We start from the raw sequence: 23,236 nt of genomic DNA on the forward strand, positions 1-23,236 counted from the left end.
GAAATAACACTGAGAAAACATCCGCACATCTGAAATTTGAAATCTGCACATCAAAAACCTACCCTCTGCCTAACAACTCATCCAGCTTATTACGCTCGGTTTGCAGTTCGCGGGCTAGTTTCTTTTCTTTTTCGTTGGCTTTGGCTTTGTAGGTTTTGTATTCCTCGTCAAGCTCGTTGTACAGTTTTATGCGGTATTTAGCTTCGCGGCTATGTGCGCCCGAGCGGGCTATCACAATGGCAGCTGCCAGGCCAAAAACAATTACCAGGCCCCACATCATCAAATTGTAGGTGGCTTTGGTAAAGCTTATGCCGGCCAGGTTTATCTCATCGCGTTTGGCGTTTGATTCGGAAAGGGTTTGGCTTTTGGTGGCAACATCGGTTTTAAGGCCGGTAATATCCTGCGTTTGCGCGGCCAATTTGGCCTGGGCTTCTTTAAGATTGCGGCGCTCCGTTTTTAAAGTATCCTGCAGGTTTTTCCATAAAGCCGATACCAAAGGTTGCTGGTAATGGAATAATTTACTTAACAAGTATTGATATTGTCCGTTCAGACTTTTGTCTTTCGCCAGGGCCGAATCGGCAGCTGTAGGGCGGGGTTGATAGTTATACTTTGGGGGAGTGATGGCAGGTTTAGCAGTGCCTGCAGGTGTGGCCGCGCCATATTTAACCACCGGTTTTACAACTGTTGTTTTGGCGGCAGGGGGTTTAGCAGCAGCTTTTTTAACGGTATCCTGGGCAAAGCCCATACCACTGATGCCTAAAATTATGACCATTAAAACAGAGATACGGAATATAGAATGCTTGTTCATCATGTAAAATTAGGTACCTGTTATTAACAAAACAGGATTTTAATGGTTTTTATTTTATTATCCTCCATGTTTCTGATCGCTAATGTAAGGTTTCGTACGGAATTTTGCTACTCATAGTTATATTAGCAGCATGAATATAGGTATCATTGGGTTGGGCGACATGGGGCGTTTGTATGCAAAAGCTTTTGCAAAAGCAGGTTACACCGTTTGCGGATGCGATTTACCCGAAAACCGCGACAAGCTTGAAAACGAACTTAGCCCCTTTGGCATCACCATAATGGATAGCGCGCGCGACGTATCCCGTACAAACGACCTGGTTATTTACTCAGTCGAGGCCGACAAACTGGAGCAGGTGGTAGCCGAGTGCGGTCCGCTTACCAAGTACGGGGCCATTGTGGCCGGCCAAACATCTGTTAAGCACCCCGAGATAGCCATATTTGAAAAATACCTGCCCGCCGACGTGCAAATCATTACCTTTCATGCTATGCACGGGCCGGGCTTTGAACCAAAAGGGCAAACGCTTATCCTGATTCCGCACCGGGCAAAAGCCGATGCTTATCAGCGCATGTATGATTTGTTTACAGCTATTGGCAGCGATATTGTAGAGATTGCCGATTACCACGAGCACGATAAAATTGTGGCCGATACCCAGGCCGTTACCCACGTAGGTTTTGAAAGCATGGGCACCGCCTGGAAAGCCGCCGGCTTTTTTCCCTGGGAAAACGCATCGTACCTAGGTGGTATCGACAACGTGAAGATCCTGACCACCTTGCGCATTTTTAGCTATAAAGCACACGTATACGCCGGGCTGGCCATTTTAAATCCCTACGCGCGCCAGCAGGTAAAACGCTACTCGGAGTCAGAGTCGGAATTATTTAAGCTCATGATCAAAGAAGAGGCGCAAACCTTCAGGGAGCGCCTGTACAAAGCCCGCGATTTTGTTTTTCATGAAAGCCGCAAACCTATTATGCTGAGCGATACCGTGATGAAAGAGTTTTCGCTGTCGCAACACGCCGATCATCAGAAACCCAACTCACACCTGAGCATCCTGAGCATGGTTGATGCCTGGTACCACCTGGGGGTAAACCCTTATGACAACCTCATTTGCCAAACCCCGCCTTTCCGGCTGAGGCTTGGCATTGCCGAATACCTCTTTAAAAACGAAGAACTATTAGAAGAATCCATCGAAACCGCCCTGTACGATAAAACCATCCGGGGCGATGATTTGGAGTTCCACTCGGCAGTAAGGGAATGGTCGGCCATTATTGGTTACGGTGATATGGAGGGCTACAAAAAGCACTTCAACGAAGTACAATCCTTTTTCAGCCACAGGCTGGAAGAAGGCAAGGCTCAAAGCGCAGAACTGATCAGGAGGCTGATGATGGAGTAGTTTGATTTTGAAGTTCATGAATAACCTATACCTGCATCCAACAATTTAAGGCTAAACTAAGGTGATATTTCTGCCCTTTGTATATATAGGTGGTATTACTTTGGCTGCATTAGTATAGGGGAAGGCTAAATCAGCTAACCATTTCAATATCCATCCTGCTGATTAATCCATCCCTAAAAGTGTAGATATGCATGACAGCTCCTTCGGCAATTAATTGGCCGTTTTTATCTTTAATAGTTTGCTTTACTTCAACCTGCAGCCGGCCGTCGGCAAGGCCATTAAAACCAACAGGGATAACCAGCGGATCAATTTCTGTCCATTGTCTTGTCCAGTAATCGCGCACCTGATGGTGCCCGTGAACATAACCGCCCTCCCATCCATTGGGCCATTTAACATCGACATCAAATAGGTTCAAAACACTGTTGATATCCCGTTTATTAAAATCGGTATATAGTTGTTTAATATCATTTTCGTGAAGCATAACACAATCGTTTTATACATGTGTTAATTGTATAGCATTTATCACCATACTTATGCTGAAACGCTCTTTTAATTTTTTCCCCAAACCAAGAGCCAAAATCAGCGATGAGTGATTGCCTCCGAAGCGTCTTTTGCTAACCTGTAAATTACTTCCCAAAGCTTTTCTAAAAACTTTTCAAGCCGTTTATATTCTAAATCTCTTTTATCAGGGTTAACAATTTCCCTTGCTCCCTTGCTTGTTTCAACAATTGTAAAAAGATCTGATCCGTCGATGTAACCAATGCTTTTACCTGTCTTAACTTTTTCAAAATCTGCTAGATTAAAAGAATTAAGTAGCCTTGTCCAATCTTCAGGCTTTACGCTCTTATGCATCCGCCTAGCAATAACTGTTCCGTCGTGATTATACTGCATACTGCTATAATGAATAGAATCGGCAGATATTCTAAAGTTCATATAACCAGATTCGGCAAATGTTGCACGAACAGCGAAGCTACATATCTTAACTTTTTGTATAGATGTTTCTATATCATTACTTATTTGCTTTTGTTGACAGTTTGCTTTTAATGCCAAAAGCGTTAACAGCGAGAAATACATAAATATATTCATATCATATTATTTCTTACCAGATGTTAAACTGATGGTATTTCCATAACAACTTGCAAAATTATATAGGCGGGGCCTATGGAACTCATCTTTTGTTGCGTTCATTTCCAAGGGGTTAAAACCCGTTGCTACAAAATGAGCAGAGCAAATGGCTCTTTAGGTGAAATAACGTTCACTATTAATTAATCATCCAATGACCAATGACAGCGCAGCGAAATGACCAATGACTAATCTATTCGCTCCTCAAACTCTTAACTGGGCTATCTAAACCTGCTTTAATTGTTTGGATGGCTATCAAAATAGCCGTCACCAGCGTAAGACACACAATAGCTGCCATAAACGGATTCAGGCCAATGGTTACCCGGTAGGCATAATCACTAAGCCAGCTGCTCATCATCCAGTAGGCTAGCGGGCAGGCCACCAGGCAGGCAATAACTATCACCCCTAAAAACTCCTGCATAAACAAACCGATGATACCGGTAACCGACGAGCCCAATACTTTCCGGATGCCTATCTCTTTGGTACGTTTCTGTATACTTAATGATATTAACCCCAATACACCTAACAGCACGATGATAATGGCCAATATGGTGGCTATATACGCCGCCTGTTTCAGTTGAATTTCTGACTGGTAAAGTTTTTTAAGGGCATCGTCAACAAAATTGTATTCAAAAGGGGCGCCGGGTAATAGTTCGCTCCACTTTTTTTGCAGGGCGGTAAGGCTTTGCTGCATATCCCCGGGCTTTAGTTTCACCGAAAAATAGCGGTAATAGGTTGTATAGTTTACGTTCATGAAAGTAATGGGCGGCATCAGGTCATGCATCGATCCGAAATGAAAATCGGCAGTAACACCGCAGATGGTTAATGGGATATTGCTGCCCTGCTGCATTATTTTTTGTCCGATAGCATCGCCTGGACTTTTGTAACCCATCATTTTGGACTGCGACTCGTTAATTACCACCTGCGTGGTATCTGCCGCAATAAAAACCGGCTTAAAAAAAGTACCGGCCCGCATGGGTATATTGTAGGTTGCCGCGTATTGGTTGTCAACCATTAAACCCGTAGCTGTAACAGATTGTGCCGGGTTTCCACCTTGTTTATACACCGGGTAGTTGCCACCATTTTGTCCGTTCGGTATATCCCACGAAAGCGACACACTGTTTACCTGGGGCATTTGTGCCAGCTGCTCCCTTACCGATTCCATTTTTTGCACCCCTTTTACCGACCAATCCCTTGGTAACTGGGCATACACCACATAATCTTTACTATATCCCAACTTGCCGTTAAAAAACAGGTTAATTTGCTGCGAAACAATAAGCGCCCCGATAAATACAATAGCTGCCGTACCAAACTGGAAACCCACCAGTGTTTTACGAAACAGCACACTTTCCTTTACCGACGCCAGCTTACCCTTTAACGAATCGATAGATTTTAAAGCGGATAACACCAGCGCCGGGTAAATACCGGCCACTATCCCAACCAAAACTGCAAACAAAACGGGTATCGCCATAAAATACCACGGGAAAGCAAAAAGCCCGCTAATTTGCCCGCCCAAAACATTACTAAAATATGGCCTGCAAAGACTATAAAACACCAATGCAATAACTGTAGCTATTAAAACCATCAGCACCGACTCGGTTAAAAACTGCCAGATCAGTTGCCCCCGCAAACCACCCAACACCTTACGGATACCCATCTCCTTCATACGGCCCGAAGAGCGCCCGATACAGATATTTACAAAATTGATAATAGCCATCAATAAGATAAACAAGGCGATGTAGCCCAGTGTATAACACATCCGTTTGGCAGCGCCACCCCAGCCGTCCAGGTAATAATCCTCAAGTGGGATTGCGATGTTTGTAAGGCTTTTACTGATATCGGCCGGCGCATTGCGCTTCATCAAATCGCGTAGGGGTTGCTCCAGATCTTTCGCGGTAACGCCGTCCTTCAGCTCTACATAACCTACCGTGCTGAAGTTTGTCCAGCCTTCCAGGTTCCGTTTAAAAAATCTGGCTGCAGCTGCCGTAAAAAAGAAATCAGAATTATTGTTCTGATCAAGGTTGGTTACCGAGTTTTTGGGCACATCGCCAAGTACGCCACTAATGGTAAAATCGTGCTTTTCGCCACCAAAACTTTCAAAATTGATGGTTTGCCCAACCACATCAAGTCTGCCAAAATATTTCAGGGCCATTTTTTGGGTTAACACCACGGCAAACGGATCATTCAGTGCTGTTTTGGTATCACCATGCAGCAATTTAAAGCCGTACATATTAAAAAATGTACTATCGCCCAACTGCAGGCTCTCCCTGAAATGTTTATCACCTTTTGATACGTTAGTGGTTACACCATCAAAATGGTAATAATTGGCAACCAGGTTAGGGTAATTATCATGCAAAGCCCGGGGCATTTGCCCGGCCGAAGCAATTTCATTTCCCTGCCCCGCATCTTTCCACTTGCTGGTTAAAATATACTGATTCTTGAAATTTTTAAGCTGGTGGTTTACCTGCACCTGCCCCCATATATATGCGCCTATAAGCATGGTAAAAGCTATCCCTACAGACAACCCGAAAATATTGATTATCGAGAATACCTTATTTTTCCAAAGGTTACGCCAGGCCAGTTTACAGTAGTTTTTCAGCATAAGGTTTGTTTTATCATATAAAGATAATTTGATTGTACGAGGTAATTGGAGTTGTTAACATTATTTAACTCTTTGGTTCATTAGTTCACTGGTTCATTAGTTCATTGGTATTTACATGCGGCATCTGGTTGGGTATGTTATGGCGCAATGCATCAATCTTGATACATGATGCTAACGACTTGATACTTCAGTATTAAAATACCTAAATTTACTAAACCCATTTCCCACATTGGCCACCATACAAGACCAATGAAATAATGAACCAGTGAACTAATGAACAACCCTATGGAACGCCGTAAATTTTTAACTACAACAGCCCTTACCGCGGGCTCAATCGCATTATTCGGAAAAAGAAGCCTGGCCGCCTTACTGCAGGACCCAGCCTTTCAGTTTAAAACCTTGCGTGGTAACGTGGGCATGTTTGCCGAAAAGGGTGGCACCATTGCCTGGCTGGTAAATAAAGAAGGTATTGTAGTGGTTGATGCTGAGTTCCCTGAACAGGCGACTCATGTTATTGCCGAATTGAAAAAAAAATCGGATAAACCTTTCCAATGGCTCATTAACACCCACCACCACGGCGATCATACCAGCGGCAACATCTCTTTTAAAGGCATTGCAGCCAATGTAGCCGCGCATGCCAATTCGCTTACCAATCAAAAAGCCGCGGCAGCAAAACAAAATAACGACGACAAGCAGCTATACCCCAATATTACTTACACCGATAAATGGAAAACTAAAGTAGGCGATGAGCATATCACCGCGCACTACTTTGGCGCGGGCCATACCAATGGCGATAGTTTCATTCACTTTGAAAATGCCAACGTAGTACACACCGGCGATTTGGTTTTTAACCGCCGTTTCCCGTTTGTTGATCGTAGCGCCGGTGCATCATGCAAAAGCTGGATAACTACCCTGGAGGCAGCCACCAAACAGTTTGATAAAAACACCATTTTCGTTTTCGGCCACGCGCTCGATCCGTTGAAGGTAACCGGCAATATAGACGATGTAAAAGCCATGCAACATTTTATGGAAAGCCTGGTAACCTATGTGGGTAGCAGTATTAAAGCGGGCAAATCAAAAGACGAGATCATGACCGCTAAAACTATCCCCGGCGCGCCCGAGTGGCAAGGCGACGGTATTGAACGCGGATTAACTGCTGCTTATGAGGAGTTGAGCTAAGCCCCTCTGCCCTTGAAGGGGGAGTTTTAAAGCGCGTATACTTAAAGCCCCTACCGTACCCACCAGTTGCTGACCAGGTTTAGCTCTTCTTTGGCCCTGGTTACGGCAGTATACCACCAGTTACATAATTCGGGGTAAGGCATGGCGTACATGCTTTTTTCAAGGAAAAGGTACACATTTGCCCATTCCCCACCCTGGGCCTTGTGACAGGTAACCGCGTAGCCGTAGCTGGCTTTAAGGCAGTTAACGTATTCATTGGGTTAACATAACTTAACACATTTCAGATAAAATATTTATAAATACCTGATAATCACTATTTTATATTTAATCATGGTTAACACTAAAATGATTGCGTAATTCAGGCGCATCCAAATACCTGTGCCTGTTGTTGACTGATAAAAGGCCTTTCGGTAGCCGGATCATTTAACCAGGATCAGCCAATAAAACAAGGTGAGTTTGATGCTTATATCTTCCCTGCGCCATAAGCCCATGCCATTAGCTATTTAGATGCGTTTGCTTTGTCTAACCCGCTGTCGTGCGGGGGGCTGTTTTTTGCTTGTAATCATTACAAATATACCCGTCCTTTTTATATTTTCAGATGCCTCTTAAACGCGTAATAAATAGCTAAAAACAAGTCATTTATTGCTGCTTTTTTAACAAAAAAGCAGCAATAATTTCAACAAATGATACAAAAATTCACACAAAAAAACAGAAGTGAAATTCCATGTAAATTTTCTTGAAAAACCCTCCCGGAAAACCAGTAATCCACGGCTTTAAAATTGCAACATGTGGCTGAAATTGCCGAAGCTTAAAATCATTGGAAGGCCGGCGATATTCCAGCAGCTGCAATACTCCAGGCAGCGCAGGCTATAAAGAGGGCGGTCATACCCTGACCAAAAGTCTTAATTCTTGACTCTAATCTCTTGGCTCTCCTCCCCCTTCACTTTTTGCAAGCTTAAAATAAATTCTATTTGCCGCTCCAGGTGGCCGGTTAATGTTTCCCATTCGCTAAATCGATCCCTCCCTAATAAAACCTGGTTGGTATCCGTATTAAAATACCCCGCACTTTGCGGCAGCTGCGCCGAGCCGGCAACCTGTATGCTGATTACCTGTTTGCTCAGCTTGTCGAAAAAGGAAATGGTTTGGCGTGGGGGCATATTTTAAAAGGTATAATCAAAGGTAAGCACTTAAACTAAGCTAATCCATGTAAATATTATTCCCAAAACAAGCAGCTCCGGGAGTGGTATAAAATCCGCCTCTGCTGCCCATAATCCCCCTACCTGTTATTAAGCCAGTTAAAAAACGAGGTTGATTTGTCCTTACCTACAATCAGGTCCTCGGTAGTGGGGAGGGTAAGCTTAAGCAGCAGTTTGCGCGAAAAATAATGTTCTACCTCTTTTACAGCGGCAAAACCTACCAGGTACTGCCGGTTCAGGCGGTAATAATCTTCGGGGTTTAGCAGGCGCTGAATTTCGTCGAGCGGCATGGTAAGCGCGAATTCCGCTCCATCAAAGGTAACCAGGTGGGCAATTTCGTTACGGATATAAAAATAGGCGATACTGGCTGTTGGCACAGGTTGGTACTTATTGTTTTTAAAAACCAGGAAACTTTTTTTGCCGTTCAGCACCTGCAGTTGCTGCAACAACGTTTCTATCCCTTTCCCAGCGTTTTCATTTAGCTGGAAAAAGTTGGATAACATTTCGGCCTTATTGAAAGCTTCGGTGATGGTTTCTTTTGAGAAGGGTTTAAGGATATAGTCTATCCCGTTAGCTTTAAACGCCTGTATGGCGTATTCATCATAAGCGGTACAAAACACAACCGGCGATGTCACTTTTGTTTCTTTAAATATTTCAAAAGAAATACCGTCGGATAGCTGGATATCCATAAATATCAGGTCGGGGGCCGGGTTGGTGGCTAAAAAATTAACCGATGCCTTGATGCTTTGCAGCGATGCCAGCACCCTGACACCTGGCTTGATGCCGGTAATGAGCTTCTCTAAAGCCCTCGCCGTTTTCAGCTCGTCCTCAATGATTAGTACGTTCATAAATCACCGGTAATGTTACTTTAAAAAAATTGTTGCCTGCATCTGCACTGATTGTTTTACCCAGCAGGTGAAGATAACGCTGGTTGATGTTTTCGAGCCCCATTTGGGTAGATGGTTCGCTATTCTTTTTTGCCGCTATGGCGTTCTCGATCACCAGATAGTCGCCGTTTGAATATAGCCGGATATGCAGGGGTTGCTCAAGCGAAACAACGTTATGTTTTATGGCGTTCTCTACCAGCAGCTGCAAGGTAAATGGTGGTGCGTAACTGTTTAAATGCGCCTGGCTGATGTTGGTTTCCAGTTGGATGCCGTTCTCAAAACGGGCTTTTAACAGGTACATGTAGGCATCCAAAATGGCCAGTTCTTCTTTTAGGGGGATAAGATTTTCTTTTCGGTTTTCGAGGGTAAAACGGTAAAAATCGGAAAGCTTTAGGATAAAGTCCGACGAGTGCTCATCACCCATATCTACCATCGATTTAAGGGTATTGAGGCTATTGAACAAAAAATGAGGATTAACCTGCTGCTTTAAAAGCTCATATTGAGCGCTCAGGTTATCGGCCTTGCTGCGTTCCAATTCGATGCCGATGAGTTGGTTGTTATAGTTTTGATAAAGCAGGTGTAAAAACATATATATGGTAAGGTTAATCAGGATGCCCCTGAACTCATACATCAGCATCATAGATACCGGTTTTATGCCAAAAAATGCAAACTGCGTAACTATAACCAATATAATCATCAGCACAATGCCCAGCAACTGGCTCCTTAACAACCGTAAACTAAAAAAGCGGGTAGTTATCCGCCTGGCCGAAAATTTGGGCAGACTGTAAATGTTGTAATACCAAACAAACAGCGAAAATAAAAAAGCCACCAGGCAGTCCACCAAAATTTCGGGGATGGTGGTGTGCAGCTGCAATATTTTAGGGATAGACGCCAAGATCCCCATAAACATGGCACTAAACCAAATGATGCGTGCCGGCACGTTAAACACACTGGCATTCCTGATGTTAAAGTCGCGCTCAAATATCATGGCATAACAGATGGTTGCTGCGCCAGCATAAACGCTATCCTGCCGGCATTGCCCAGTGTATCCCTGTCGGCAGTTAAAGCCGCGCCCACAAACCGTTGATAGCTTACTACATTTTTGTTATCGCCCGGCAGTATCTTTACTGTTTCTAGCGAGCTGATGGCTCCCGGAATTTTGGCGCCAAACCAATGTTCGTCCTCCTTTTGTTTCCAGGTAATGAGGGTAAGCTCTTCCCCCGCAGTTGGTTTAGTTCCGCGTTGCAGGCTTTGCAGGGCTGCCGCGTTACCATACAGGGTGGCCATGGTATGCTGCCTGTTATTGATAAACGACGTGATCACTTTAAGGCCTTTACCAGATATGGTATGCGATGCGGGCAACGATGCATCCGCATTGAGCAATTGCCCGGCAGGGGTTGGCGACTGGCATGCTGCAAAAAGCAAACCCAGGGCCACTATTAAAATGCTTAATTTTTTCATCTGTTTAATTTTTAACCGGCAGGGTAAATACAAAATCGTTATTACTCATGGGCTTGTGGCAGCTTACGCACTCGTTGGCAAAAAGCGCGGTTTTACCATAGGGCACCAATTTAAGGGTTTTAAAACGGGCAAAGCCCCAGCCTTTGGTGGCTGCGTACTTCTGGTCGTCTTTAATCATATATTCAACTTGTTTAAAGGCCCCGGTGCGCACGTTGCCCTCTTTACCCTGTAGTTTATCCCAGGCCACTTTGGCAAATATGGTACCGTTTGGCCATGGGTTAACCTGGTGGTTTTTAACGGCTTTAATGGCTACATCGTTACCAAAAATCACGCGCATGGTGCCGTTGTCAAACCTGTCTGATGTGGTAACCACCTGCCAGTTTTTATAATCAGGAATATAGCTGATGCCGTTTAAAGCTTCAGGCAAATTGCGGCCGGCTGCCGCTTTTGGGTTAAGCTGTTTTACCTGCTTAAATAGCGCGTTGGTTTGGGCGGTATCGGCCGGCTTATCATGCACCATAGCGGCAAGATAGTTTTTTAGTACAACTATGTCATTCCCGGAAACTTTTGCATCGGGGTGCACAAAGGCGTAACTTTTAATTGGCATGGCCCCGGCAATAATTTGATTAACTGCCTCCCAAAGTTTGGCCTTTTGGTCGGCCGGGGCCAGGCTGCCCCAGTCAGAAAAGTTGAGCACCTTGCGGCCGTCCTTTACGTGCGCGGCAACCTGCCAGTAAATGGGTTGTATTTTATCGTACCAGCGCAGGTTGGTTTGGTTGGAGTGGCAATCGTAACAGGCCCTTACCAGTATATTCTTCACATCGGCCGGTGCCTCAAAATCCTTTTTTACCGGCGGGTTGGGCAGCGCCGGCCTTATTGATTGCATTACCAAAAAGATAATGAGCAATGCCCCCAGCGGCACCAGCAGCTTTTTAAATACCTTATTTTTCATAGCGTTGTAGCTTTAATAAATGTAAAGTAATAAGTTAAGTTACAAGTTTTCAACGGCAAACCGGTGACGGCGGCGTAATGAGGGTTAAACCCGGCAATGGCCGGGGCGAGGATTTATGGCGGCACCTCCCTTAACCAGCCCGGGAACATTTTTTCCAAAAAAGGCAACATTTTCCATAGTGTGGAAAAAGGGCATGGCTAAAAATGCTGTTTTGAGCATCTACAGACAGTTTTTTTTTGTTGGCACCAGGTTTGAATACCTGTTTATGTTCTTTTCATAGTAAGAATGTTTTCATAGGTTTAGGTTAAGCCGCAAATACCGCGAGGGTGTTTGCGGCTTTTTTCTTCCATGCCTGGGTATTATATATTGTTTCCTATTTGCTAAACCAATCCCGGCAGATAAGACATGATTGGTAGTGGTGTTAAAAGATATTTGAACAGCGATGCGCATGTTCATCAGCTAAGAACTATAGGTTCGGCCGTTATATTAGCCGCGGTTTTTTACACTATTTAGTTGTAATCGCCAACATTGGCCCGCTCAGTTGCCGCGGGAGGGCTGTTAGTTTTTCGCTGTTGTTTATTTTTGTTGGGGTTCAAGAGGGCTTCGCCGTTTGAAGCCGCAAAGTAACTAAACGGCTGTCAGCAGAAAGGCTTCTTTGCCGCATCCCGATTTTAATCGGGACAAAACGGCCAAAACCTGGGCTGGAATTATTTTGCACCTAAGCTCACGCCCACACACCGCAAAAACTTCCTATGCCCTGCAACCGCACAGGCCACCATCGTTTTGGCCGTTTTCGCCCGAAGCTCCACTGCTGCCGGGAAGGGAACACGAGAGCTTTCAACGTCCTCGCGGAGGGTTATAAAATCTTTCGCTATGTATTCTGCTAATTCTTTAATTCTGTGAACGGCGCAGCCCTCTTGAACACCTTTGAAAAATCATTTACATGTGAAAAATTCCGGTTCAGACAATTAAACCACCGCAAAAACTCCCTATGCCCTGCAACCGCACAGGCCACCATCGTTTTGGCCGTTTTCGCCCGAAACTCCACTGCCGGCGGGTAGGGAAAACGAGAGCTTTGATTACTTTTCAAACACACCCCACAGCCTATAGTAAATAACAATTCCTATATTGGTTTAAATTTAAACCCTCATGAGCGATAACAGTACCTCCATAGTTCCAAAACTTACCCAATATCCCGACAGATTGATAAAAGCCAAAACCATTGTCGACTGGCTCATTGGTATCGGGGCTGTGGAACCGGTAAAAACCGACTGTATTTTGGGCAAGGGCCTTGGCTATCCTATTGGCAAAAACGCCAAAGCTTTGGTTGACGAGTCCGGAGACCTCCCCTACGGCCTAATTGTTTGCGGCCTTGAAGTAATTACCGAAAATACCGTTTTTCATGCCGGTGCAAATGGCCTCGACAGCTTTGTTTGCCCCAATTGTGGCGACGATATTTTAGAAGCAGGCTGGGACCTTAATGATTTTCACGAACAGGGCACCCCCAGCCTAACCTGCCCGCTATGTAACCAGGTTGCCGACCTTAACGACTACGACATTGAACCAACCTGGGGTTTCAGCAACCTGGGCTTTACCTTCTGGAACTGGCCCGAATTAAAAGATAGCGTAATAGCCGAATTTGAAGACCGCCTTGGTTGCGAAGTGAAGATTGTGGATTGTCATATTTAAGAAAATGATCCTACTCAGAAAAGAAGCCATTACGCTATCGTCCAAAGCCGTTGTTGGAGTTGTGTCCACAGGTGTTCGGAAGGAATAAAAAAGCGGGGGAACGTGCGATTCCTTCCCTGGGGAAGGTGGAGGTAGGGGTTAAAATCCGGTGTTCACAGGCGCATTTTACGGCAGCGCGGTGAAAACCCTCTCTGCCTTTGGGGAGAGCCTAAAAATCTTCCGAACACTTCCCAACAAAGTGCGGGGGAGAACACAACAAGGGCGAGTTTTTACCGCGATACCACAGCGATGCAAGATGCACTGCTATTTTGGGAAAGTTGAACGGGCTTGCCATTTTTCCAAACCGTTGCAGCGCGATCCATAAAGCCGGCTAAATAGATATCCTGACCATTTACTGCGATGCCATATACTTCAATAAATCCCACATCACCGAGTGTTACCGGAATTCCATTTTTCCAATAGGTTACCGTATTACCGGTATATGAGGCTACATTACTTTCAGTACCTCCCAGGTAAACATCAGCACCATCTACAGCAACAGAACTTATGTTAACGTTTGTTGAACTGCTTGATAATTTCGTTTCGATACCATTTTTCCAATAAACAATATTACCTGTTACATACATATCATTACCTATAAATGCCATACCGTTTGCATCTACACTGTTAGTTGAATTTAACTTTGTAATTGTCTTGTTTTTCCAGGTGGCTGCCCATTGATTGCCACTATTGGGCGTGTCATATACAAACATATTGCCAGCCATGTAAACATCAGTGCCCTTAACCACAATAGCGCTTGCTTCCGAATCTTCTTCGCCTATTACAGTTTTTACCCCATTTTTCCAATAGGTTGCCACAGGGTGATTATTTGCATCCCTCGAATATCCGGCTATATACACATCATTACCACTTATGGCAATAGCCCTTGCCTCGCCGCCCGATGGGTCGGATGTAAGCAATGTGGCTACCCCATTTTTCCAAACCGTAGCTTGAAAAGCGTTGGAATTGCTGCTGATCGTATTTCCGGCAATGTATACATCAGTACCAAGAACAGCAATGGCATTTGCCCACGATTTTTTTGAGTTGGGTACGGGTATCTGCTTAACTATGCCGTTTTTCCAAAATGCAGCCGTTGTGTTTGTATAATCGCCGGCGGGGTAAACCGAGCCGGCCACATATATATCTAAAGTGTTTCCAGGATTTGGGCTATTTTCCTTTTTGCAGGATGCTATAAGCAATACAATAAATACAGGGAGGAAAATACAATATTTGAACTTCATGATTAGGGTTTAGATATCCAAAGTTAAGCAAATATTCCCGATATACCTTCGTTCCCTGATCGCGGCGATGCCCGGCGGTTAATATGCGCCGTGCCCATGGCACTCCATTGCTATTGTTTATTCATCCAACGGGTTAACACCCGTTGCTACAACATGTTGTGAGCCTACGGCTCTTAGCGGCAATTATGATTTCATTTACCAGGCAACACCAGGCGCCGCTCCTGCAATATTGTAGCGCCAGGTTCAAGGGCATCGTTAATAAAGTCCAAAAAAGAACCGTAGGTTCGGCCAATATTGTAGCCATGGGTTTTAACCCGTGGTAAAATATACAGCAGATGAATGAGTGCCGTAGGTACGAGTCATATATTGCGTATTCATCAGCAGATCGCCGAGAGACCCTACACCACAAGTCTTATCACTTATTACTCCCACAACTTAGTGCCCTGACGTTTCAACGACACTTTGAACGAAGCCCTGACTGTTTTTCCTGCTTATTATTTTTTATGAACTTATCCATGAGATTAGTTTATACTTTTCATACATTAGAAAAAATAAAACCTTAAATCTTATAATATACCTTTAACCTTACTTTCATGACAACAATCGCCAATTATACAGCATTAAGAAATTTTAGTTACACTGCGGGAAATGAAACTGTTTTTGTTGAAGGTTATGCTTCTATCGGCGACGGGGGAGACGGCTTTTTTTACTGGGCTGGGTCAGGCACCGGCCTTGCTGACAATGGTGGTACCATCTTGGTAAGCAATACAGGGGTTACACCGTCGGGGACATGGATAAGAATGGATTCTGACATAGTTAATGTGAAATGGTTTGGAGCAATGGGAGGCGTAAAATTGAATCCAAGTGCTTCTACCGGGGTTTGGGAAGGTGCTGTTACAGTAACTTCTTCTTACAATCTTTTTAACGCAGCGGATGTTGGCAATATGATAACTATATCTGGCCCCGGTGCAACGCTTCCAATTATATCTACCTACATAACAGGTTACAAAGACCTCCATACAGTAAAAGTAGCACTTCCTTCAGACCCCGGCATTTCTGGAGCTACTATTACCGTTTATGGATTGATGATACTTAATGATGGGGCCATATTTAGTGGATCAACGCTACAGTCTTCTTCCGCGCTATTTACAAGTGCAGACGTTGGAAAAAGAATAACAATATCCGGCGCGGGGCCATCATCAGGCCTTTTAGACACTACGATCTCTGCATTTACGTCAGCGACAACGGTAAATTTAAAAGATGCTTCAACCACTATTCCTGCCGTTACGGGGGCAACTGTAGTAGTTTATCGTTCGGATGACACCCCTGCGATAAAAAGTGCCATAGATTATGCAAGTACAAGTCACCGGAATAAAAATATCTTTATTCCGGTGGGTAATTACCTCGTTTCGCAAATAACTATCCCTTATGGGGTTACGCTGTTTGGAGAAAATGGTTCAACGGATTATTCTGGAAATTCCGGAACATGCTTGTGTCAAATGCCGGTGCCGGCTGCAAACGGTTCTCTGATTACAGTTACAGGCAATTTTAAAAGCTTAAACCAACGAAACTTTTGGTATGGTACAATACGCGACCTATGCTTACTGGGTTACACGGGCAATACCCAAGGGTTTGGTATTTCGCTAAGGTCTGATTTTTCGAGCCGCGGCGGCAGCACATCAACCCCTACAGCGTTTCAGGACACCAGCATATTGGCAAATCTCGCTGTCTCCTTATTTCCTGAGGGAGGTATTGAACTTCCGGACGGCGGCGACCCTGGTTACCTGCAAAATATAAAATTTAACAGGAATGGCGGACCGGGCATCGTTATAAGTCAATACACAAATACGTTGTCGCCTTACGCTAAATCATCTTTACAATCCATGAGCTTTATTAATATATCTGGCGATGGTAATAAGGGTGGTTTGATATATATTAATGGCTATACAAGTACAATTAACGTGGATACGTGTGTATTTATAAACCTGAAGGGTGAAAACGGGATAAACAACCCTTTTAGCTTTTTGATGGTTAATGACGGTGCAATAAACAGTGGATCTAACTCATTAACTTCCCTTTCGGCGGGATTTACTGTTGCCGACGTTGGCAAAGTAGTAAATGTAACAGGTGCCGGAGCATCGGGTGCTGTGTTAACAACAACCATTGCCGCATATGTATCATCAACACAGGTAACCCTTTCAATTAATGCATCAACTACAGTTTCTGCTAAAAAATTAGTGGTGACAGCTATTGACCAACAAAATCTGGTGGTGTTAGACGGTGGTTGTACTGCTATGATATCTATACACGGTGCATGCAATCAGCCTACTATTGCAAACTCCAATGGGGAGTTATATGCACTTGGCGATTTACTATTATTAAAAAACAATGCTAACCCCGTATTGTTTTGGAATGGGCTAAATGTAAAATATGCCAGCTCGCAAATTTTACAGCCCGGAGCAAATGTTCCAAATTTGTTTTACAATGCAGTAAGCGGTGCAAAAGCCCCTTGTAACCAATCTATGGGTGGCACTGTTATCAACAATGATACTGTTATTTCGTCCGGCACCTCAAACTATGTTGTAACTAATGTCAAGCAATTTGTAAAGTTACCTTCGTTAACCGGGAACCGGCTTATTACATTGCCCCAAGCAACAGACTATCCAGGCTATAAGTTAACTATATGGAATCGGAATACGTCACCAACTTATAAGTGGAGCTTTGTGTCCAGTATTTTAGATGCGAGCGGAGCCCCTATAACAGACCTGGCGAATGGAACAATTTATCAATTAGAAAGTGATGGCCTAAGCTGGATTAAAATCAATTAAATCTGCTTATCTCTGTCCCCGCGGGGTCTCTCAACGAGGACCCTGCGGTGTACAACGCCAGTCGCAATCCCTAAGCCGCGTTTATGCGATATGATCGGGACACCTCAGGGTCCTCTACGAGAGACCCCAAGGGGACGGCTAATGATTTGCATGTAGGTTACCTGTCCTGTGGGGTGCCGAAACAAGTTCGGCATGACTTTGGGGTAAACAAAAAACCTCCCGGAGTTTTTGGCTTCGGGAGGCTTTGATATTTTGGGGTAATCAACTGGCTTGACGGCATGCGAGGAGGTTGCTTCGTGCCTTATAATGACATGATTTCAAGTTATTGATTATCAATGTTATTTTTTAATGTAGAGACGCAATATTTTGCGTCTCCCCCAGGACATTCAAAATTTACAGGCTCAATTTGCATGTGTGATTTGCATGCGGGAGACGCAAAATGTTGCGTCTCTACAAAAGCCCCGTTTACAATTATGTCATTTCTGTCCCCGCGGGGTCTCTCAACGAGGCCCCTGCGGTGTACAAAGGCAGTCGCAATCTCCAAGCCGCGTTTATGCGAGATGATCGGGTACACCTCAGGGTCCTCGTTGAGAGACCCCAAGGGGACAGCTAATGATTTGCGTGTAGGTTACCTGTCCAGTGGGGTGCCGAAACAAGTTCGGCATGACTTTGGGGTAAACAAAAAGCCTCCCGGAGTTTTTGGCTTCGGGAGGCTTTGATGTTTTTGGGGTAAGCAACTGGGCTTGGTAGCATAGTCGGGGATTGCTTCGTACCTTATAATGACGGGTGGGTGAAGCATGGCGGTTATGCATGGCGGCGAGGCCTTTGCCCGCGTGCTTCGACAGGCTCAGCATGGCCGGCCCTTTTCACCTCAAGCCTTTCGCCTTTTGCCTTTCACCTCCCCCCTACACTAGGTACTCAAACAACGTTTGATCTTTATTCAACTCGATAACGTCGAAACGGTGGGCGGCCATGCGGTTGAGGAGGGCGGGGTAATCGCCTGCGTTGCGAAGTTCGATGCCTACCAGGGCGGGGCCGTTTTCTTTTTCGGTTTTTTTGATGAACTCGAAACGGGTAATATCATCCTGGGGGCCTAATACGTTATTCACAAACAGCTTCAAGGCTCCCGGGCGTTGCGGGAAGCGGACGATGAAGTAATGCTTCAAACCTTCGTACAGCAGCGATTTTTCTTTGATCTCCTGCATGCGGGCGATATCGTTGTTGCCTCCGCTGATAACGCAAACTACTTTTTTGCCTTTTATTTTATCCTTGCAGGCATCCAGCACGGCTACGGATAGGGCACCGGCAGGCTCCACCACAATGGCATCTTCGTTGTATAGTTTAAGTATGGTGGTGCACACTTTACCTTCGGGTACCAGCAGCATATCGTCCAGTACTTGCTGGCAAAGGTTGTAGGTGAGCTTGCCTACGCATTTTACGGCGGCGCCATCAACAAAGCGGTTAATCTCTTTTAAGGTAGTTGGTCCGCCGTGTTCAAAGGCTTCCAGCATAGATGGGGCGCCTTCAGGCTCTACCCCTGCCAGGTAAATGCCCGGTACGTGTTGCTTAAGGTAGGTGCCTGTGCCGGCCGCTAAGCCGCCACCGCCTATGGGCATAATGATGGCTTCGATGCCGGGCAGGTCCTGCAGTATCTCTACCCCTACTGTTCCCTGGCCCTCAATGATGCGGTAATTATCAAAAGGTGGGATAAACGTCATTTGGTGGGCTTCGGTGTATATCAAAGCCTCGCGCAGGCAATCGTCAAATGTATCGCCGGTTAAAATGATCTCTATATTGCCCTTGCCGTGCATTTCGGTTTGGGTAACTTTTTGCTTGGGGGTAATTTCGGGCATAAAAATTACGCCTTTGGTGCCCAGGCGACTGCAGCTAAAGGCTACACCTTGCGCATGGTTGCCCGCGCTGGCGCACACTACGCCGCGGTCAAGCTCGTCCTGCGTAAGCTGGCTTATCATGTTATAAGCGCCGCGCAGTTTGTACGAGCGTACTATTTGTAAGTCTTCGCGTTTTAAATATAGTTCGCACTCGTATTTGGCCGATAAGCCGGCATTATACTCCAGTGGAGTGCGTTTAACAACCCCTTTCAATCGTTCGTAAGCCGAATCGAAATCGAGCAGGTTTTTGGTTTCGGTTTCCATTATTAATTTTTTACCAGCCTGTGGGCCATTAAGCCTTGCAGGTCTTCGTCATTTATATCAAGCTTGACATCGGCAAGCGTTAAAAACTTGTTGTATACCTGGGCAAGTTCCTCTTTATCCAAACTAAAGCCAAGGCGTTCCAAATGGAACTTCAGAGCATGCCTGCCGCTGCGCGCGGTTAGCACTATTGTGGCGCTCGGAAAGCCTACATCTTCAGGGCGAATGATCTCGTAATTTTCGCGCATTTTCAGGAAACCATCCTGGTGAATGCCCGAACTGTGCGCAAAGGCGTTGCTGCCCACAATAGCCTTATTGGGCTGCACCGGCATGCGCATTTGCGTACGGATCATCTGGCTTAATTCATAAAACCGTTTAGAATCGATATTGGTTTTTAAGCCCAAAACCTGGTGCACTTTCAGGATCATGACCACTTCTTCAATAGAGGTATTGCCCGCGCGTTCGCCAATGCCGTTGATGGTACCTTCTATCTGGCGGGCACCGTTTTGTAAACCGGCGATGGAGTTGGCGGTGGCCAAACCCAAATCGTTATGGCAATGTACCGAGATGATGGCTTTATCGATATTTTTTACGTTCTCTTTCAGGAATTTGATCTTGGCGCCATACTGGTCGGGCAGGCAATAGCCGTTGGTATCGGGGATGTTAACCACGGTAGCACCGGCGGCAATAACAGCCTCGACCATCTGGGCCAGGTAAACCACATCGGCGCGGCCGGCATCTTCGGCGTAAAACTCAATGTCTTCTACCGCGCGTTTGGCATATTTTACGGCTTCAACGGCACGCTCCAAAATCTCCTCTCGAGTGCTGTTGAATTTATGCTTAATGTGCATATCAGATGAGCCGATACCGGTATGGATACGCGGGTGTTTGGCATATTTTAATGATTCGATAGCGGCATCAATATCACCCTTGTTGGCACGGGTAAGCGCGCAAACGGTAGGGTTGGTTACTGCCTTTGATATCTCGACAACACTCTGAAAATCTCCCGGACTTGAAACCGGGAAACCGGCTTCAATAATATCCACGCCCAGTAGTTCCAGTTCTTTTGCTATCTCAATCTTTTCGGGGGTGGTTAACTGGCACCCTGGTACCTGCTCGCCATCGCGAAGCGTGGTATCAAAAACATAAACGCGGTTGGGATCGTGTAACATATTCTTCTTTTTAGTAGTAAGTAGTAAGTATCAAGTAGTAAGATTGCTCCTGCTACGCGATGTGTTGCTACTTCAATTTGTTATTAATCTATAAATATCGTCAATCAAAACGTTTTTAAAAAATGCAGATCAACGGCGTACTTGCTATCGTTGATTTAGTATAAAGAAACATGTTATGGAGTAGCCTAAAAAAATCTTACTACTTGATACTTGCTACTTGATACTAAAAGAAGCTATTCCTTCACAGCTACAAACCTTAGCCTTTTATAATCTGCGTACCATTGGCCGCCTTCGTTGTAGTAGGGTTCCAGCTTGTGGGTTATTTCTTTTAATATTTGTTCTTTTTCTTCTTCGGGAATGCCTTCTAAAAACTGGGCGCCAAACATGGTTACCCATTTAGCTACACCCTGATCGCCATCCTGCAGCGGGGTTTTACGGTCGTAATGGGCCGTAAAGGTTACCCGGAAACCGTGGTCTTCCAGTAGTTTGGCGTATTCGGCTGTGGACGGAAAATACCATACCTTGGTTTCGGCTTTATCAGGATAATCATGATTTTGCAGTACCAAACGGATGGCTTCCAAAAATTTGGCTACGTTGCCTTTGCCGCCCATTTCGGCCACAAAACGGCCGCCGGGTTTAAGGGCATTGTAAACGCTTTTGATAGCACCATTGGCATCCAAAACCCAATGAAGGGCCGCGTTGCTGAAAACGGCATCATACTTTTCCTCGGTATAAAAATCGGCGGCGTTCTCTACCGCGAAATCAACACCGGGGAACAGTTTTTTTGCCTGCGCTATCATATCCGGCGAATAATCGGTGCCTTTTACAATGGCGCCTTTATCCTGTATCTGTTTGGTTAAGTGGCCCGTGCCGCAACCAATATCCAGGATATGTTCGCCGGGTTTAACATCCAGCAAAGCCAAAACATCTTCCCCGTATTGAAATACAAAGGCATGTTTCTGGTCGTATAAATCAGCGTTCCACTTCATATCATTAGTCATTGTGTCATTGGTCATTAGTCATTGGTTTGACTTTGGATCGATGACGTGTGTTTTTTTGCTCCTGAAGTGCAGTACTATATAAATAGCTGCAGTTATCAGGAACAGGCTGTTAACCCATATTACTTTGCTTATGGCATCTGCCGAAGCAATTGTTACCACAATTACCACCACGCTTAATGCTATTACCGAAGCCAGCATTAAACGGTTATTTGAGGTGATGAGCGCGAAAACTTCCGCTGCCTGGGCTATTACTGTAATCACCAGTACCAGCCGTTCGGATGTTTCGTAATCATCAATGTTGGTGATTGCTAAAAACTCTATAAAGCCAAAACTTCCGCTTCCGTTATTGGCTGCATAGCCACAAAAGAGGAAAAACAACAAGATAAATACTTTAAACCCCGTCATTTTTGACTTTTTATTTTTGAATTTAACTCAAATACTCCAGCACTTTTTGCCCCATCGCCCTGGTGCCTAAAATCTTGCTCTTGTCGGTTTTTGCATCGGCAATATCGCCGGTGCGGTAGCCTTCTTTCAGCGTTTTATCGATGGCCGATGTGATGAGTTTGGCTTCGTCTTTAAGGCCGAAGCTAATCTCCAACATCAAAGCTACAGATAATATAGATGCCAGCGGATTGGCTTTATCCATGCCGGCAATATCATGTGCCGAACCATGGATAGGCTCAAAAAAGCCGGTACCATCGCCAATTGATGCCGATGCCAGCATGCCCATCGAACCTGCTATCTGCGATGCTTCATCGGTTAAAATATCGCCAAAAAGGTTGGCGGTTAATACCACATCAAACTTTTTAGGATTTTTAACCAGCTGCATAGCGGCATTATCAATAAACATGTGTTCGGTTTCAACCTCGGGATAGTTTTTGGCCATCTCCTGTACCACCTCGCGCCACAGGCGTGAAGCCTCCAGCACATTGGCCTTATCAACCGAACATAATCTTTTACCGCGTACCATGGCAGCTTCGTATGCTTTTATGGCGATACGCTCAACTTCGTAACGGGAATAGATCATCAGGTCCGACGCCGTATTGCGGTCTTCACTGCGTTTTTTCTCGCCAAAGTAAACGTCGCCGGTAAGTTCCCGGAAGAAAAGTATGTCGGTACCTTTCAAAATTTCCGGTTTGAGGCTCGATGCATCCAGCAGCTCATCAAATAACATGATAGGGCGCAGGTTGGCATACAATCCCAATTCTTTACGGATCTTCAATAATCCCTGCTCGGGGCGTACCTTGGCCGATGGATCATTATCATATTTGATGTGACCGATGGCGCCAAATAAAATGGCATCACTGGTTTTTGCTTTTGCCAAAGTTTCGTCGGGCAGCGGGTTACCCGTAGCCTCGATACCGGCGTGGCCCATCAGGGCTTCGTCGAAAGTAAACTCATGGCCAAAATCCCGGCCAATTTTTTCTAAAACCGCTTTACCCCAGGTGGTAACCTCGGGGCCTATCCCGTCGCCGGGTATTACTAAAATGTGTTTTTTCATGAAGCCCAGCCCCCT

The 23,236-nt window shown here is 45.1% G+C and carries 19 protein-coding genes and 1 pseudogene; 4 read left to right on the top strand and 16 right to left on the bottom strand.

Annotated elements, in window-relative coordinates; all coding sequences use genetic code 11:
* Positions 1 to 58: 58 nt before the first annotated feature.
* Positions 59 to 811 carry a hypothetical protein gene (locus AC1DU2_RS20825; protein WP_477386558.1) on the bottom strand — a complete coding sequence of 251 codons (753 nt, stop codon included), beginning with the start codon at positions 809 to 811 and terminating at the stop codon, positions 59 to 61.
* A gap of 127 nt (positions 812 to 938) precedes the next feature.
* Here AC1DU2_RS20825 and AC1DU2_RS20830 point away from each other — a divergent pair, with 127 nt between their 5' ends.
* Complete coding sequence (locus AC1DU2_RS20830) at positions 939 to 2,198, top strand: NAD(P)-binding domain-containing protein (protein WP_477359072.1); 1,260 nt, start codon at positions 939 to 941, stop codon at positions 2,196 to 2,198.
* 130 nt (positions 2,199 to 2,328) lie between these two features.
* Here AC1DU2_RS20830 and AC1DU2_RS20835 read toward each other — a convergent pair whose 3' ends face one another.
* The 3 genes from AC1DU2_RS20835 to AC1DU2_RS20845 all read right to left on the bottom strand — a co-directional run bounded on the left by AC1DU2_RS20835 (position 2,329) and on the right by AC1DU2_RS20845 (position 5,922).
* Positions 2,329 to 2,679, bottom strand: coding sequence for a nuclear transport factor 2 family protein (locus tag AC1DU2_RS20835; RefSeq protein WP_477386560.1), 351 nt, complete (start codon positions 2,677 to 2,679; stop codon positions 2,329 to 2,331).
* 98 nt (positions 2,680 to 2,777) lie between these two features.
* Positions 2,778 to 3,284 carry a hypothetical protein gene (locus AC1DU2_RS20840; RefSeq protein WP_477386562.1) on the bottom strand — a complete coding sequence of 169 codons (507 nt, stop codon included), beginning with the start codon at positions 3,282 to 3,284 and terminating at the stop codon, positions 2,778 to 2,780.
* Positions 3,285 to 3,513: 229 nt separating this feature from the next.
* On the bottom strand, positions 3,514 to 5,922 hold the full coding sequence (locus AC1DU2_RS20845) for an ABC transporter permease (RefSeq protein ID WP_477386564.1): 2,409 nt from the start codon (positions 5,920 to 5,922) through the stop codon (positions 3,514 to 3,516).
* 285 nt (positions 5,923 to 6,207) lie between these two features.
* Between AC1DU2_RS20845 and AC1DU2_RS20850 the strand changes: the two genes are divergently transcribed.
* Positions 6,208 to 7,101 carry an MBL fold metallo-hydrolase gene (locus tag AC1DU2_RS20850; protein WP_477386566.1) on the top strand — a complete coding sequence of 298 codons (894 nt, stop codon included), beginning with the start codon at positions 6,208 to 6,210 and terminating at the stop codon, positions 7,099 to 7,101.
* Positions 7,102 to 7,151: 50 nt separating this feature from the next.
* On the opposite strand, the pseudogene AC1DU2_RS20855 reads toward AC1DU2_RS20850, so the two are convergent.
* The 6 genes and pseudogenes from AC1DU2_RS20855 to AC1DU2_RS20880 all read right to left on the bottom strand — a co-directional run.
* Positions 7,152 to 7,316: pseudogene (locus tag AC1DU2_RS20855) on the bottom strand (ATP-binding domain-containing protein); the annotation flags it as partial.
* Positions 7,317 to 8,003: 687 nt separating this feature from the next.
* Positions 8,004 to 8,258 carry a hypothetical protein gene (locus AC1DU2_RS20860; protein ID WP_477359060.1) on the bottom strand — a complete coding sequence of 85 codons (255 nt, stop codon included), beginning with the start codon at positions 8,256 to 8,258 and terminating at the stop codon, positions 8,004 to 8,006.
* Positions 8,259 to 8,377: 119 nt separating this feature from the next.
* Positions 8,378 to 9,145, bottom strand: coding sequence for a LytR/AlgR family response regulator transcription factor (locus tag AC1DU2_RS20865; RefSeq protein WP_477386568.1), 768 nt, complete (start codon positions 9,143 to 9,145; stop codon positions 8,378 to 8,380).
* On the bottom strand, positions 9,126 to 10,172 hold the full coding sequence (locus AC1DU2_RS20870; protein ID WP_477386570.1) for a sensor histidine kinase: 1,047 nt from the start codon (positions 10,170 to 10,172) through the stop codon (positions 9,126 to 9,128). Before AC1DU2_RS20870 ends, AC1DU2_RS20865 begins: the two co-directional genes overlap by 20 nt.
* Positions 10,169 to 10,645: a hypothetical protein gene (locus tag AC1DU2_RS20875; RefSeq protein WP_477386572.1), complete on the bottom strand. Its 477-nt coding sequence runs from the start codon at positions 10,643 to 10,645 to the stop codon at positions 10,169 to 10,171. The genes AC1DU2_RS20870 and AC1DU2_RS20875 overlap by 4 nt, the downstream gene beginning before the upstream one ends.
* Before the next feature lie 4 nt (positions 10,646 to 10,649).
* Entirely contained in the window at positions 10,650 to 11,597 is a 948-nt protein-coding gene (locus AC1DU2_RS20880) for a heme-binding domain-containing protein (RefSeq protein WP_477386574.1), read from the bottom strand.
* A 1,149-nt stretch (positions 11,598 to 12,746) separates the two neighbouring features.
* Here AC1DU2_RS20880 and AC1DU2_RS20885 point away from each other — a divergent pair.
* Positions 12,747 to 13,286 (top strand): hypothetical protein, encoded by a 540-nt coding sequence (locus AC1DU2_RS20885; protein ID WP_477359045.1) that lies wholly within the window; start codon positions 12,747 to 12,749, stop codon positions 13,284 to 13,286.
* A 269-nt stretch (positions 13,287 to 13,555) separates the two neighbouring features.
* Here the strand turns inward: AC1DU2_RS20885 and AC1DU2_RS20890 are convergent, their stop codons facing one another.
* Positions 13,556 to 14,566 (bottom strand): hypothetical protein, encoded by a 1,011-nt coding sequence (locus AC1DU2_RS20890; RefSeq protein WP_477359042.1) that lies wholly within the window; start codon positions 14,564 to 14,566, stop codon positions 13,556 to 13,558.
* A gap of 593 nt (positions 14,567 to 15,159) precedes the next feature.
* Between AC1DU2_RS20890 and AC1DU2_RS20895 the strand changes: the two genes are divergently transcribed.
* Positions 15,160 to 17,394, top strand: a complete 2,235-nt coding sequence (locus AC1DU2_RS20895) for a glycosyl hydrolase family 28-related protein (protein WP_477359039.1) — start codon at positions 15,160 to 15,162, stop codon at positions 17,392 to 17,394.
* Positions 17,395 to 18,299: 905 nt separating this feature from the next.
* On the opposite strand, the gene ilvA is transcribed toward AC1DU2_RS20895, so the two are convergent.
* From ilvA to leuB, 5 genes are all read right to left on the bottom strand, one after another.
* Positions 18,300 to 19,550 (bottom strand): threonine ammonia-lyase IlvA, encoded by a 1,251-nt coding sequence (ilvA, locus tag AC1DU2_RS20900; protein WP_477386576.1) that lies wholly within the window; start codon positions 19,548 to 19,550, stop codon positions 18,300 to 18,302.
* Between the two features lie 2 nt (positions 19,551 to 19,552).
* A complete protein-coding gene (locus tag AC1DU2_RS20905; protein WP_274211852.1) occupies positions 19,553 to 20,719 on the bottom strand; it encodes a 2-isopropylmalate synthase in 1,167 nt (388 codons plus the stop codon).
* A gap of 233 nt (positions 20,720 to 20,952) precedes the next feature.
* On the bottom strand, positions 20,953 to 21,735 hold the full coding sequence (locus AC1DU2_RS20910; protein WP_477386578.1) for a class I SAM-dependent methyltransferase: 783 nt from the start codon (positions 21,733 to 21,735) through the stop codon (positions 20,953 to 20,955).
* 3 nt (positions 21,736 to 21,738) lie between these two features.
* Positions 21,739 to 22,125 (bottom strand): hypothetical protein, encoded by a 387-nt coding sequence (locus AC1DU2_RS20915; protein WP_477386580.1) that lies wholly within the window; start codon positions 22,123 to 22,125, stop codon positions 21,739 to 21,741.
* Between the two features lie 22 nt (positions 22,126 to 22,147).
* Positions 22,148 to 23,221 carry a 3-isopropylmalate dehydrogenase gene (gene leuB, locus AC1DU2_RS20920; protein ID WP_477386582.1) on the bottom strand — a complete coding sequence of 358 codons (1,074 nt, stop codon included), beginning with the start codon at positions 23,219 to 23,221 and terminating at the stop codon, positions 22,148 to 22,150.
* Positions 23,222 to 23,236 lie beyond the last annotated feature (15 nt).

This window comes from Mucilaginibacter sp. P4_C11 (assembly GCF_056402115.1).

Coding starts and splice junctions, on each gene's coding strand:
- AC1DU2_RS20825 (WP_477386558.1), bottom strand. CDS start 811: ATGATGAACAAGCATTCTATATTCCGTATCTCTGTTTTAATGGTCATA.
- AC1DU2_RS20830 (WP_477359072.1), top strand. CDS start 939: ATGAATATAGGTATCATTGGGTTGGGCGACATGGGGCGTTTGTATGCA.
- AC1DU2_RS20835 (WP_477386560.1), bottom strand. CDS start 2,679: ATGCTTCACGAAAATGATATTAAACAACTATATACCGATTTTAATAAA.
- AC1DU2_RS20840 (WP_477386562.1), bottom strand. CDS start 3,284: ATGAATATATTTATGTATTTCTCGCTGTTAACGCTTTTGGCATTAAAA.
- AC1DU2_RS20845 (WP_477386564.1), bottom strand. CDS start 5,922: ATGCTGAAAAACTACTGTAAACTGGCCTGGCGTAACCTTTGGAAAAAT.
- AC1DU2_RS20850 (WP_477386566.1), top strand. CDS start 6,208: ATGGAACGCCGTAAATTTTTAACTACAACAGCCCTTACCGCGGGCTCA.
- AC1DU2_RS20860 (WP_477359060.1), bottom strand. CDS start 8,258: ATGCCCCCACGCCAAACCATTTCCTTTTTCGACAAGCTGAGCAAACAG.
- AC1DU2_RS20865 (WP_477386568.1), bottom strand. CDS start 9,145: ATGAACGTACTAATCATTGAGGACGAGCTGAAAACGGCGAGGGCTTTA.
- AC1DU2_RS20870 (WP_477386570.1), bottom strand. CDS start 10,172: ATGATATTTGAGCGCGACTTTAACATCAGGAATGCCAGTGTGTTTAAC.
- AC1DU2_RS20875 (WP_477386572.1), bottom strand. CDS start 10,645: ATGAAAAAATTAAGCATTTTAATAGTGGCCCTGGGTTTGCTTTTTGCA.
- AC1DU2_RS20880 (WP_477386574.1), bottom strand. CDS start 11,597: ATGAAAAATAAGGTATTTAAAAAGCTGCTGGTGCCGCTGGGGGCATTG.
- AC1DU2_RS20885 (WP_477359045.1), top strand. CDS start 12,747: ATGAGCGATAACAGTACCTCCATAGTTCCAAAACTTACCCAATATCCC.
- AC1DU2_RS20890 (WP_477359042.1), bottom strand. CDS start 14,566: ATGAAGTTCAAATATTGTATTTTCCTCCCTGTATTTATTGTATTGCTT.
- AC1DU2_RS20895 (WP_477359039.1), top strand. CDS start 15,160: ATGACAACAATCGCCAATTATACAGCATTAAGAAATTTTAGTTACACT.
- ilvA (WP_477386576.1), bottom strand. CDS start 19,550: ATGGAAACCGAAACCAAAAACCTGCTCGATTTCGATTCGGCTTACGAA.
- AC1DU2_RS20905 (WP_274211852.1), bottom strand. CDS start 20,719: ATGTTACACGATCCCAACCGCGTTTATGTTTTTGATACCACGCTTCGC.
- AC1DU2_RS20910 (WP_477386578.1), bottom strand. CDS start 21,735: ATGACCAATGACACAATGACTAATGATATGAAGTGGAACGCTGATTTA.
- AC1DU2_RS20915 (WP_477386580.1), bottom strand. CDS start 22,125: ATGACGGGGTTTAAAGTATTTATCTTGTTGTTTTTCCTCTTTTGTGGC.
- leuB (WP_477386582.1), bottom strand. CDS start 23,221: ATGAAAAAACACATTTTAGTAATACCCGGCGACGGGATAGGCCCCGAG.